10 protein-coding genes and 1 pseudogene are annotated in these 12,836 nt (G+C 58.2%); 8 read left to right on the top strand and 3 right to left on the bottom strand.

The window, feature by feature from the left end:
• Positions 1 to 346: 346 nt before the first annotated feature.
• Both A0U94_RS15805 and A0U94_RS15120 read right to left on the bottom strand, forming a co-directional pair.
• The gene (locus A0U94_RS15805) at positions 347 to 700 is read right to left on the bottom strand and encodes a hypothetical protein (RefSeq protein ID WP_064275342.1); all 354 of its coding nucleotides are present in this window, start codon (positions 698 to 700) and stop codon (positions 347 to 349) included.
• Positions 697 to 1,308 (bottom strand): ParA family protein, encoded by a 612-nt coding sequence (locus A0U94_RS15120; RefSeq protein ID WP_244178135.1) that lies wholly within the window; start codon positions 1,306 to 1,308, stop codon positions 697 to 699. The genes A0U94_RS15805 and A0U94_RS15120 overlap by 4 nt, the downstream gene beginning before the upstream one ends.
• 318 nt (positions 1,309 to 1,626) lie before the next feature.
• Between A0U94_RS15120 and A0U94_RS15115 the strand changes: the two genes are divergently transcribed.
• From A0U94_RS15115 to A0U94_RS15100, 4 genes are read left to right on the top strand one after another with little or no spacing between them, the layout of a single operon-like run.
• Positions 1,627 to 2,418 carry an ImuA family protein gene (locus A0U94_RS15115; protein WP_077804140.1) on the top strand — a complete coding sequence of 264 codons (792 nt, stop codon included), beginning with the start codon at positions 1,627 to 1,629 and terminating at the stop codon, positions 2,416 to 2,418.
• Positions 2,303 to 3,832: a Y-family DNA polymerase gene (locus A0U94_RS15110; RefSeq protein WP_244178134.1), complete on the top strand. Its 1,530-nt coding sequence runs from the start codon at positions 2,303 to 2,305 to the stop codon at positions 3,830 to 3,832. Before A0U94_RS15115 ends, A0U94_RS15110 begins: the two co-directional genes overlap by 116 nt.
• Complete coding sequence (locus A0U94_RS15105; protein WP_077804139.1) at positions 3,832 to 4,065, top strand: PDDEXK family nuclease; 234 nt, start codon at positions 3,832 to 3,834, stop codon at positions 4,063 to 4,065. Before A0U94_RS15110 ends, A0U94_RS15105 begins: the two co-directional genes overlap by 1 nt.
• Positions 4,066 to 4,068: 3 nt before the next feature.
• Positions 4,069 to 7,209 (top strand): error-prone DNA polymerase, encoded by a 3,141-nt coding sequence (locus A0U94_RS15100; protein ID WP_077804138.1) that lies wholly within the window; start codon positions 4,069 to 4,071, stop codon positions 7,207 to 7,209.
• A 189-nt stretch (positions 7,210 to 7,398) separates the two neighbouring features.
• Here the strand turns inward: A0U94_RS15100 and A0U94_RS15095 are convergent, their stop codons facing one another.
• Complete coding sequence (locus A0U94_RS15095) at positions 7,399 to 7,803, bottom strand: hypothetical protein (protein WP_244178133.1); 405 nt, start codon at positions 7,801 to 7,803, stop codon at positions 7,399 to 7,401.
• Between the two features lie 1,140 nt (positions 7,804 to 8,943).
• Between A0U94_RS15095 and A0U94_RS15085 the strand changes: the two are divergent.
• The 4 genes and pseudogenes from A0U94_RS15085 to A0U94_RS15070 all read left to right on the top strand — a co-directional run.
• Positions 8,944 to 9,081 (top strand): annotated as a pseudogene (locus A0U94_RS15085) (transposase); the annotation flags it as partial.
• A 213-nt stretch (positions 9,082 to 9,294) separates the two neighbouring features.
• Positions 9,295 to 10,383, top strand: a complete 1,089-nt coding sequence (locus tag A0U94_RS15080) for a CHAT domain-containing protein (RefSeq protein WP_077804137.1) — start codon at positions 9,295 to 9,297, stop codon at positions 10,381 to 10,383.
• Positions 10,380 to 11,147 (top strand): hypothetical protein, encoded by a 768-nt coding sequence (locus tag A0U94_RS15075; protein ID WP_077804136.1) that lies wholly within the window; start codon positions 10,380 to 10,382, stop codon positions 11,145 to 11,147. The genes A0U94_RS15080 and A0U94_RS15075 overlap by 4 nt, the downstream gene beginning before the upstream one ends.
• Positions 11,144 to 12,523: an esterase/lipase family protein gene (locus A0U94_RS15070; RefSeq protein ID WP_167369416.1), complete on the top strand. Its 1,380-nt coding sequence runs from the start codon at positions 11,144 to 11,146 to the stop codon at positions 12,521 to 12,523. The genes A0U94_RS15075 and A0U94_RS15070 overlap by 4 nt, the downstream gene beginning before the upstream one ends.
• The last annotated feature ends 313 nt before the right edge of the window (positions 12,524 to 12,836 follow it).

Raw genomic sequence — 12,836 nt, 5'->3', positions numbered from 1 at the left:
CTAAGTATCGGTCCACCGCAGAAGAGGCCGACCGAGAGGCACTGGAACACAGAGGAAATTGCAACGGCGCATGGTGCTCGATCCATTTTTGGTTTGAGCATCGTCGCGCTCGGCTAGGGGCTGCGCGGCTCCTAGCCAATCCTTTTTTTCCTTTTCACTTCCTATTTATGCGTCATTGTTTACATGTGTTTATTTACATGTTGTGAATTACAAGTAATTCTGCCTATTGGTTGCTTTTGCTCTATCGCTCCAAGGCGGGTTTAAATCAGGGGATGGAGAACACTCATAACCTCAAAAGCAGCTAAAGGTACATGTAGTTCTCAACATGTACCTTTAGTTCAAAGACTTAGCGCCGGCGCCTTTTACGCTTGTCCTCAATCAGATCAGCCTCCCTCACTTCATACCCGGCTTCAGAGAGGGCCTTAAGAACAAGATATTGCTTTGTGACTTTAGCTTCCGCAGCCTTTAGCGATAGCTGTCGATCCACATACTCTGGGATAACCATCCGCAAAGATGTCATAGCAGGATCGGGCTCATCTAATGATGTCTGTGCGCCCCATTTTGTGCCTAACGCACGGCTGTTTTCTGAAACGCTACTGTCTTCGACAATCTGTGGGGCCTTGAGATCACGAAGATTAGGTCGTTTAGCAGGACGAGGCGTCAGCGCATCGGTGATGGGCGGTAGAGGCGATTTTGTCATCTGGCACTCTCCGCCAGAGCCGATAGCTTCTCAAGAAGCTCCTCGGCAATAGCTTCTACATTCTGGGCCGCGGGAGACGCACCGGCATTTTCAACCGGACTTGTGCCGGTGATGTGCATCTCTCTGAAGGCAGCTCTTTCCAGCATCGCCGCCCTAAAGACTGGTACATTCTGCTGCTCCACACTCTCCCTAACATGCTTCGCTGCTCTGGACTCAAAGCCAGGTAACACACGGCTCCAGATGAGAGCACGGGGAATAGAGCTTCGCGCTAGGTCTTCTGCATCGTCTATCTGAGCGATAGTTTTGAATGCGTCCCGCACGTCCGGAAGGCTCGCTTGGCATGGCACAAGCACGAAGTTGGAACGCTGCAACGCTTTTAAGGCTAGGGTGGAGGATCCACCAGGAAGATCAATGATCGTCAGGTCACTCTCGCTTTCCGCAGTTCGCACCTCAGCCAAAATATTATGCTCGTCTATTGACGGCCTAACCGTGAGATCCTGCATCTCGCTTTTGGCCCCGAACTCGCTAGCGTGCTGATTTAAGTCACAGTCTAGAAGGCGGACCTTGTACCCCTTTTGAGCAAGGGCAGTTGAAAGAATGATCGACAAGGTGGTCTTCCCACACCCGCCTTTGGCCGAAGCTATAGATAAAACAGCCACAGAAAATACCTCACGATAGAGCCGGCACTTACAGGTTTACATGTAGTGACTGACATGTTGCTGGTTACATGTCAATGGTTACATGTCTTTTCTTACATGTATTTGTGTACAAATATACATAATTCACACCGTTGCGAGGTTGGTAATTTTTCTGCTTTTTTCAAATATTTGCAGAAAAGTGTCCACTGGTTTGGTTCCAGACACCAAGATTTATGTTGCTTAGCCTGGAAGTTTGTTCTCTTTATGTTCTCGTTAAGGAGAACATAAATGACAACGGACGCCGTGGCGCGACTGCGCGAGCAGGTCCGACGCCTGGAGCGTCGAGACCTGCCTCACTCCCAGACTGACATACTCGCCACGGGGCATTCTGCCGTCGATACCCATCTCGGCGGCGGCCTCAGGACCGGCAGCCTGCATGACTTCCTGCTTTCTGATCCTCTGGAGATCGGGGCCAGTCTCGCCATGCTGCTGCCCATCCTGAAAGAGGGCAGGGGGCCTGTCTTCTGGATCAGCGATACACCTGCCGAACTGAATGCCTGCGGACTGCATCAGTCCGGTCTGTCTCCAGAGACTCTGGTCTGCATTGAAACGGATCCCGCCAGTCTACTCGCTGTCGCCGAAGACGTGTTGCGCGGACCAGAGCGCGCACTGGCCGTCATCAGTGGCAGCCACGTCCCAAGCCTCAAGGAAATCCGGCGTCTCAATCTGGCTGTGGAGGCGAGTGGCAACACAGGCTTCTTTCTGCGTTCGGCCCCTCTCACGCGCGCTCCCGGGAAAGATCCCTGCGCGTGCGCCACGCGCTGGCGGATCCTCTCTCATCCCTCATCGCCTCAAGCGCTTCCGGGACTGGCCATGCCGCTTCCCGGTTCCCGACGCCTTTCTGCCGCGCTGTTGCGGGTGAGGGGAGGCCACCCCGCTCACTGGATCCTCGACTGTACCGATCATGCGCCGCTTTCTCGCTCTCTGGATGCCCTTCTGGCGCACCGAGCGCCTTCAGCTCTCCCGCCCGGAAGACTTCCCGACCGACAGGCCCCTGGCCGTGCACGCGCCAGCGCATAACCGCCACACCGTCACGGGTGTCAGTCCGGCTGCGCTCGCGGCCGGACTGACACTCGGAATGCCGCTGGCACAGGCACGCTCTCTGGTGCCGGATCTTCTGACGGCAGAAGAAGACGCCGAAGCACAGAGGGCCGCGCTGACCGATCTGTGCTCCTGGCTGATCTGGCTGTCGCCGCTACCTGCATTCGACGCTCCGGACGGGCTCTACAGCGATACCACCGGCTGCGCCCATCTTTATGGGGGTGAGACGGCCATGCTGGATCTCGTCAGGGAACGCCTGAAGGCGAGGGGGCATTCCTGCTCTGTGGCGCTGAGCGATACCGCCGCAGCCTCACGCGCTCTGGCCCGGTCGGGGATCGACCGGGTCTGTCTCGTGCCTTCCGGTCAGCAGAAAGAGGCCTTGCACCCGTTACCCTGTTCAGCGCTTCCTCTGACAGAAAGGACACTCTCCAGCCTGGCACGGCTCGGACTGAACACGATCGGCGCGCTGGCGGACCTCCCGCGCGCACCTCTGGCCAAGCGCTTTGGCGCAGACCTCCTGACCTGTCTCGATGAGGCTCTGGCACGACAGGTCCGCCCGCTCAGCATCTTTCAACCTGCGGACCGGATCTCCCTGACCCGGTCTCTGGTCGAGCCGATCAGCACACCGGAGGCCATTGCCACGGTGATTGCAGCCCTTGTGCCGCTTGTCTGCGAAAAGCTGGTGGCACGCGGGGAGGGGGCGCGGCAGCTCGACTTTCTCTGTGTGCGCGTGGACGGATCCATCCAGGCCGTCCGCGTGGGGACGTCCGATCCGACGGCTGATGGCACGCGTCTGACGCGCCTGCTGAAGGACCAGATCCCGCAGATCGCGCCCGAGTTTGGAATTGAAACCGTCATCCTGACCGTGAGCGCCAGCGAGCCGCTGGAAGCCGGGCCTGAGCGCTCTGTCCTGCCGGACGAAGCGGGATCCTCTGAAACGGGCCTCCCGGCCTCTCTGATCGACCGGCTGCTGAACCGTCCGGGCGTTGTTTCGGTCCACCAGCTCGCGCCCCGGTTTTCCGCCTGGCCGGAGGACGGACAGGCTCGCGTTTCTCCAGGCAACATGGCAAAACCGCCTCTCGCGAGCCAGATGCTCTGGGCGCGGCCGAACATTGTGTTCGATCTGCCCGTCCGGGTGCAGGTGACTGGCCTGCTTCCGGACGGTGCGCCCCGCCAGTTCGTCCTGAAGCGACAGACGCATCGCATTGCAGCGGCCGACGGCCCCGAACGTCTGCTGGGCGAATGGTGGCAGACGTCCGAAAGTTACGGCGCGATCCGCGACTATTGGCGGGTCGAGACCACGACCGGCCTGCGCCTGTGGCTGTTTCGCAAAGGGGACGGCCGCCACGACTGGTCCGGTTCGGGCGAGTGGTTTCTTCAGGGGATGTTCTGATGGCCCCCCGCGATGATCTGATCCCGGCCAGCACCTCGGATGTGGCCGAAGTCCTGATGCACGCGCTGTGTTACGACGGACGCAGGCGAACGCATGACGCCGCCGAGCTGATGGCGCGTCTCGTAGCCGAGCGTCTGGTCGCTTATCTCGAACGCTCGGGCTTCGTGGTCATGCGCGCGCCCACCAGCAACGCGCCTGACAGCAGCCGACATCCCCATCCCCACCGCCGCTAGGCCATGAGCACGCCTTACGTCGAATTGCAGGTGACGTCCTCGTTTTCGTTCCTGCGCTCGAGCAGCCAGCCGGATGAGCTGATGTTCCAGGCGAAAGCCCTGGGCTATGACACGATCGGTCTGACCGACTGGAACACTGTAGCTGGAGCGATCCGCGCCCATCTGGCAGCGCGCGAGGCCGGTCTGCGCCTCCTGCCCGGATGCCGCCTCGCTTTGCGCGATGGCAGCGCGCTCCTGGCCTATCCCCGAAACCGTGCGGGCTGGGCAGGTCTCTGCCAGCTTCTGACCCTTGGCCATCACCGGGGCGAGCGGGAGGTCTTCCTTCTGGGCTGGGAGGATCTCGTCGGAGCGGCACCGGATCTCCTCCTGATCCTGTTGCCGCCCGAGGATCTGGCAGCACTTCCCGGGCACGTTCAGAGCCTGCTGGATCTGCCCGGACACAGGGAAGGCGAAGAAGAGACCCGGTTTGTCGCGCTGACGGTGCTCAGGCAGCCGGGAGATCTGGCGCGGCTTCACGCGCTCGCGGGCTTCTGCACAGCGCGCGGTCTGGTCTGTGTTGTGACAGGAGATGTTCTTTACCACGATGCGCGCCGGCACGTTCTGCAGGACGTGATCACAGCCATCCAGGAAGGCTGCACTGTCGATGCTCTCGGCAACCGCCGTCACGTTCACGCCGATCGCCATCTGAAGGCCCCTGAAGAGCAGGCACGCCTGTTTGCCGTCTTTCCTGACGCTCTGGCCAACACACGGCGAATTGCCGAGGCCTGCACGTTCAGTCTGGATGACCTGACCTATCAGTATCCGACCGAAACCGAGAGAACGGGCGAAAGCGCGCAGGACACCCTGACACGCCTGGTCGAAGCCGCACTGCCGCGTCGCTACCCGGCCGGGGCGCCCCCAGAAGTCGAGACGCAGATCGCCCATGAGCTGAGGCTGATCGGCTCTCTCGCCTACGCGCCGTATTTCCTGACCGTACATACGATCGTGCGTCATGCCCGCTCACTCGGGATTGTCTGTCAGGGGCGCGGATCTGCTGCGAACTCGGCCGTCTGCTATGTCCTGGGCATCACGAGTATTGATCCGGTTCGCTCGGGTCTGCTGTTCGAGCGCTTCATCTCGGCCGAACGGCAGGAACCGCCCGACATCGACGTCGATTTCGAGAGCGACCGCCGCGAAGAAGTGATCCAGTGGATCTATCGTCACTATGGCCGTCACCGCGCGGCCCTGTGTGCCACCGTGCAGCGTTATCAGCCCAAAGGCGCGTTGCGTGAGGTCGGCAAGGTGCTGGGCCTGCCAGAGGATCTGACCGGCCAGCTTTCCAAACATATTGCCTCGTCCCTGCCGGATCCGGACCTGTGCAAGGCGCGCGCTGCCGATCTTGGCCTGAACCTGAAGGACAGACGCCTCGGCCTGACGTTTCATCTCGCCCGCCAGCTTCTCGGCTTCCCACGCCAGCTTGGCACGCATCCGGGCGGATTTGTGCTGACCGAGGATCGCCTGGACCAGCTTGTTCCCCTGATGCCGACCGCCATGGACGGCCGTCAGATCATCGTCTGGGACAAAGACGATATAGACGTGCTGCGCTTCATGAAGGTGGATGTTCTGGGTCTCGGAATGCTCGGCTGTCTGCGTCGCGGGTTCGAACTGCTGCACACCGTGTATCAGACCCGCATGGATCTCGCTTCGATCCCGGCCGAGGATCCGCAGACCTATCGCATGATCCAGCAGGCCGACACACTCGGGACATTCCAGATCGAAAGCCGGGCGCAGATGTCGATGCTGCCGCGCATGAAGCCCAGGACCTTTTACGACTTGGTGATTCAAGTGGCGATTGTCCGGCCGGGGCCAATCCAGGGCGACATGGTCCATCCCTATCTCCGCAGGAGAGAGAAATTGGAGCCTGTCACCTATCCGTCCGAGACCCTGCACGGCATTTTGGGGAAAACACTGGGTGTCCCGCTGTTCCAGGAACAGGCCATGCAGGTGGCGATCCACTGCGCGGGCTTTACGCCAGGCGAGGCCGACCAGCTCCGCCGTGCCATGGCGACGTTCAAAGCGACAGGCGGGGTCTCGCCGTTCCGCGACAACTTGGTGAACGGGATGCTGGCCAATGGGTATGAGCAGGGGTTTGCTGAGCAGACGTTCAGCCAGCTCGAGGGGTTTGGCAGCTACGGCTTCCCCGAAAGCCATGCCGCCTCGTTTGCCCTGATTGCTTACGCCTCGGCCTGGATGAAATGTCATCATCCGGATGTGTTCTGTGCCGCCCTGCTGAACAGTCAGCCCATGGGGTTTTATGCGCCGGCCCAGATTGTTCAGGACGCGCAACGCCATGGCGTCGAGGTCCGGCCGATCTGTATCAATGCTTCCAGATGGGATTGCACCCTGGAGCGCGGCCGAAACGGACGATACGCGGCGGTCCGGCTGGGGTTCAGGATGGTGCGCGGCTTGGCGAACGGACACGGGGCGGCCCTGATCGCGGCCCGAATGCCGGATTATGAGAGTATTGATGACGTCTGGCGGCGTGCGGATGTGCCGGTCTCGGCCTTGGAATGTCTGGCGGAAGCGGATGCGTTTCGAGTGTTCGGGCAGATGCGCCGTACTGCGCTCTGGTCGATCAAGGGGTTAGCGGACACGGCCCTGCCGTTGTTCGAAGCGGCGGATCGGGGGCGGAACTTTCCACTGCCGGAAGTAATCGAGCCGGAGATTGCCCTGCCGCAGATGTCAGAGCGGGCGTCGGTGCATGAGGATTACCGGGCCACGGGCCTCAGTCTGACAGGTCATCCCGTCGCGTTTCTGAGGGAGGGACTGCGAAAAGAAGGGATCGTTCGTTGCGGGGATCTTCCTTATCTACGGGATGGGCGCCGGATCCAGCTCAGCGGATTGGTGTTGATGCGGCAGAGGCCAGGGACGGCCAACGGCACCATGTTCGTCACGATCGAAGACGAAACGGGCACGGCCAATCTGATTGTCTGGAAGGATGTGCAGGAGAAATACCGCCGCCCTCTTCTCGCGTCCCGTCTTCTGGCCTGTAAGGGCAGGCTTCAGAAGGAAGGCGATGTGATCCATGTCGTTGTGCTCAGTCTGGAAGACCGAACGCCATTGCTTCAGGGATCGGAGCTGCTGAAGGCTCGGGACTTTCGATAGGAGGGTAATCGGTTCGACCGATCTTATTTGAAAAATATAGAAATACTTGTTGGTGTTGAACTTGTGGACTTGTGGGCAGAGCCGCGCCTGTGGTCAGCCTGCAGGGCTGTCCATCAGGACGCGAGCGACCGTAGAGCGGCTGTCCATAAATCCATAGGATTTACGCACGTCGAAAATTAACTCGTCACATCATTCGTGCGGTTGTGACGGCGCCTCCAGCTTCACGCCTGAGACCCGGGCGTTCGAGTATGGCGTAGCGGACGGATCAGGATGCGTGATGATGTCTGAACCCGCAGCGGCGGCAAGCAAAGTGCCGAAATACGGATCGTTTTCTTCTGCAATCGAGAGAACCTCGTCCGCGCTTACCGGCGCTCCAAACTCTTTTCCGAGTTTGCTCAGGATATAATTGTCCAGCACCGCATGAATCATGAATGGCTGGTTCCGGAGAGACAGCAGAGCTAACAGATTCTCTGGCATGTCTTCGTCAGGCTCAGCCTCCATAACGGCATCCACGTTATCGAGCAGAACGTGCAGCACGACCCCATATATCGTGATCTCCAACACGCGCTGCCCACTGATCTCTGTATCGGTCATTCCTGGCTCTCCTGTTTGGTGACAGGACGATAGTCGGATCGCATTGTGCGACTGAGAAGGGGCTATCAATGATAGGAGGAAGGGAGCTGTCTCAAAAGGGGGGGAAGCGGTCCGTCTGCTTTTGGACAAATTTCATTGGAAGAAGACGTTTTGTTGCGATATTGACACGGCGTCTCGCCCGTAAGAGCATCAGGATTGTCGCAATAGAGCGAGCGGACGCTGAGTAAAATGAAGTTGATCCCGTGCTTGATGACTATTCTAATCCTGCCAAGCAGTGCCGTCTCTCAGACACCCAAGCAGATTTCCTGTAACGCTCGTAGCTGCAATGGAACCTTGTTTGAGGTTTTCGACGCCATACGTACTGAAATGGAGAAACCTGCTCCCCGACTTGCGAATATTTTCTCACCTCCGCTCCAACAGAAGCTTCGGCAGGGAGGTGATATAGAGACCAGTATCCGCACACAGGATGCCTACATAATTCACGGAATCGAAGTACGTCCGTTCACACTTGGGCGGTATGGTATGGTTTATCTGCGCCTGAGTAACCGCGATGAAGGCCGTTGCCTTGAAAGAGACAACGTGAAAAAGTATTATAAATTTACTAATAAAAATATTTTTATAGACGCTGCCGATCCACCGCCCCCGCAAGGCTGGGGGTATAAGAAAAAGTATTCGTCAGCGACTATCTACGTTGGTTTTTCTGACGGGCCGGCCAACTGTGCGAACGGGCTATCTGTTCACTTAGGTGAGTAGTACTCACGTTTGCATCTTTAGATGTAGTGTCCCTCATTCTCTGAGGTAACCTTTGCGGCGAGTTAACCGCCCGAGATTGGCGAATACTAATTGCGCCCAAGAAATTGCGTCGGCTTTGGAGAAGAAAAAGACTACTCATTTACGTCCGACTTGAAGGCGACAGCAGTCTGTCTGCTCAGTTTGAATTAAGGAAGGGGCTATCAAATCGTGTCAACGCTTTTTTGCAGGGGATAACTGTAACCCTGAATATAAGAATAAAGTATAAGATAGTATAAAGCACTTTCGTACTGTTCTTGTATTGTAAAAATATATTAAACTCAGGATTTGTTAATTGATTAAATTGAACGGTTTTCTGTGATTCACAGTTTTACTGATGGAGGTGAGGCTGTGAGTGACTTTTTTTTGCTGTCTGAGAGACAGATGGAGCTGATTGAGCCATTTTTCCCTCTGGCGCATGGAGTGCCACGCGTGGATGACCGGCGCGTTCTGAGCGGGATCGTTTATGTGATCCGCAACGACCTTCAGTGAAAGCATGTAGAATGCTCATCTTTGACAGCGGGTCAACATGAACAACCGGCACTCGAACATCTCGCCGAAATTGAAGATAATTACTATACTACCGCAGATAACATCGATATGGCAGCGTGAATCACAACCAAACGCCTCCAGCAGGTCCGGGGCGGTTCGGAGCCGTGACAATGTCGTCACTGTGTGCTTTGGGGAGGCAAACGAACGCGCATGGCGAACTATGCGAAGATCGACATGATCATACATCGCGAAGGTGCCGACGCGATGATGCATTCTGCGCGAACCGACAAAAACATCGCCGTGGCGCCGAATACCGCGCATGTGAGCCTAGCGCCGTTAATCGCTGTTCGTTCAAAGATCCTTGACAGCTTCAAGGGCGGTGAGAAACTAACCCCCGCGGAACTCACTGAAATCGGCGAGAAGATTGCAGAGGTCTTGCTCGCCGGCAGTGTCCGAGATCTGTACAACGGGACAGCGAACGGCACATCGGTTCAGTTATCGCTATGTGCGTGCGACCCTGAGCTAAAGGCCATACCTTGGGAATTTGTCGTCTGGCCCGACCTAAAATCGGCGCCGCACGACAAGCGTTCTATTTGCCGTCTCGTCGAGGGCACGACTACTAAGGCGCTACCCGCGCTCAAGCTGGATGCAGGCATCCGCATTATGCTTGTCGTGTCGCAGCCAACGGATCAGCCCGCGGTGGAGTGGATCGAAACGCAAAAAACTCTCAGCGCGCAAATCGAAGTGTACACGCCCGCGGTCGTCGGAGAGAAGATGACGTTCAAAGTATGCGAGGCTTCCGCAGCTGCAGCCGTGCGCGAAGAGGTTCAGGCATTCGACCCGCACATCGTCCACTTCATCGGTCATGGGCGCCCTGAAGGGCTCGTCTTTACGAAGCACAAGACCACGACTTCGAAGCTGGTGGGGGCCGGCACTGTATATTCGGTGCTCGCCTCGAAATCGACGCGGCTCTTAATACTCTCGGCCTGTGACACGGCCAATGTCGGCTCCGACATCGCTTCGCTCATCCCGATCGCTGAGCGCGTCGTGCAGGCCGGCGTGCCTGCCGTTGTCGCCAACCAAATGCCGATCTCGCTGCGTTCCATTCACACCTTCTGCGGCGCGCTTTATGGCGATCTGCTACGCGACGGAAATATCGATTGGGCCGTCAATGTCGGCCGCATCGCGATGGGCGTTGCTTTTGACAACCACAAAGTCGCTGCGGTGGAATGGGGAGTGCCGGTGCTTTACCGCCGTCCGGGCTGCAGCCAATTGTTTCAGAAAGGAGCGGGCGCATGAACATCAAGCGTCCAACCAATCTTTTGTTCGCGAACACCGCGACGAGAAACGCCACGTCATCACCGCTTGCGCGCACTCGCAAGGTGCGCACGCGCGTACACTCCGATACCCGCAAGATTGGGATATTTGACGTAAGCGCCCATGCGGGCCTGTTGTTCGACTTGCTCGAAATAATCAGCCGGCGCCAAAAAATGTTCACCTTCTACCAGGTCGAGACATCGGTCCCGATGGGCCTAGGGACGATTGGGGAACTGTGGCTCTCGGACCTCAGACCCACCTGCTCCGATGACGAACTGAAGGACATCGGGGATAATATCATCGCCGAGGAGTATTTGCCGTTTCTGAAGCACGTGCGTGAGGTGGTCCAGGTCGATGTCATGGCAGGCCTATTCTCGCCCATGCTGGCTTACGTCGACGGCGAGGGAGCCACGAAGCAGTATCACTGGAACTATTTCTCCCTCGGAGTGGGCGTGGAGGTCGCGATCTCTGTTTACGGCCTGCGCGAATATGCGCAGCGAGCAGGACGTCCGTTTGAGGCAGCGGTGGCGATCCTCACCCTCGCGCAAATATGGTCAGCACTCTACGGCGCCTCGTTCCACCCGCAATCGCGGGGGTGCGCGTTCGACTTCTGCCAGAATCGCGACGACCTTGTGGAGGTAATCCGGCAGGTTAAACTCTGTCCCGACTCGATCGCAGAAATTCCGCTCGACGCGCGTGAGAGCGTCGAAAAATGCCTCCAGGTGATCCGCGAGTACAGGCGGTGACCCAAGTCCTCGTCTTCGTGCCGGGCCTTATGGGCTCGGAGCTGTGGGATGCCGACGGCAAGCTCTGGCCAGGCACTGCGAGAGACTGGGCCTTCGGATACGCGGACGTGAAATTCGACAGGCTTTGTGCAAATGACTTGGAGCCGCGCGATATCATCCGTAAGGCAGTCGGCATCGTCAACATCTACGATTGCTGGATCTCGGCTTTCTCGAACCTGTCCGACTATCACACCAACGAGCCGCTATTCGTCGAGAGCGGCGATGTTCCGACGCTCTTCACCGTGCCTTACGATTGGCGGAAGTCCATCGCGGTGGGGGCAATGGCCTTGGCGAAGGTGATTGCGCGCGTCGCGGACCTGCACGGCGTCGACGCCGAGATTCATCTCGTCGCGCACAGCATGGGGGGCCTCGTCGCGCGGTACTTCCTGCAAAGTGATGCATTCCAGGCGACGCCGGGCCTGGACCGCATCGTGTCGTTCCTCACCTTTGGCACTCCCCACCGGGGCGCGGTCGTGGCGCTTGCGGCGGCGCTGGGGCATAAGCGCGCCGACTTCATGAGTGTCGAGCAGTCGAGGACACTTGCTAACGACCCTCGATTCCAAGGGCTTTATAACTTGTTCCCGCAGATGGGGGCACGCCCGATCTGGGAGCGGGGCGGCGCTGGCCGCCTGCGCGCTCACGACGTGTTCGAGCCCGACATTGCGGGCGCTCTGGGCCTGAACGCGCAGAGCCTCTCCGACACCTCGGCGGTCCATGATACCCTCGCCACAACTTGGCCGGACATACGCACATTCATGTTCGTCGGTACCCGCTTCGAGACAATGACACACATTCTGTGGGACGGATTTAACAGCGTAGTCGTCAAGACGCGCGACAGCGGGGACGGTACGGTCAACCTGCATGGCGCTATGCTTGAGAACCAGCAAATCCTCTTCACGGACAAGAACCACGGCGCGCTTATTAAGTCCGACGAAACGCGAGAAGCGCTGCAAGATATTTTTAACGCCTATGGCATCCTGCTCGCACGCGACGCCATGGTGTCGCTGACGGTTTCTGACCACTTTATCGAAAGCGAACAAACAATCGAGATTCTGGTCACCGTGAGCAGCTCCGGTGCCGCCATCCACGGAAAACTTTATCTCGAACGGGCTCGCATCGATCCCAAGCTCGGCGATGAGCTCTCGGATTCTGACTTCGACGCGTCGGCGGGGGAGTTTGCCAGAGAGCTACGTTACGACGGGCCTGATCTCGTCATGATGAATGTTGAGTTCGAAGGCGTGCAGGGTCCGGCCGCATTCCGCCCTGTATTCGAAACTGACGAAGTCACGCCACGTCGTTTCGTGGGCACTCCGTTCCTCGTCAAGGCACCTCACTGACCCCGGTTTTGTTGCGTCCGTTTGTGTAATGCGCGGCCAATACCCGCTGGTCGGCTTCCGGTTTATCTCTACCGTTCTTCAGTTCCTGTCGGGCCGACGCCGGATTGTCAGTTCCTAGGCAGACCTGCCGTTCGGCACGCTGTTATGGGACGGCAGAAATGTCCCAAACTCGGTCTACTGCGGTCCGCCTAACAATGTCAGCTTTCGGGCAACTATCATAGCCGCTTGGATGTCTGACATGTAGGCGTATTCGGCCTGTCTGCTTCATATTCCTTGAGCGGACAGACATTACTGGGGGAGAAGCGGAATGTCA

It is taken from the genome of Gluconobacter albidus, assembly GCF_002005485.1.
In the GTDB taxonomy this organism is placed as follows: Bacteria; Pseudomonadota; Alphaproteobacteria; order Acetobacterales; family Acetobacteraceae; genus Gluconobacter; species Gluconobacter albidus.
This window is presented reverse-complemented; position numbering and strand designations above follow the sequence as displayed.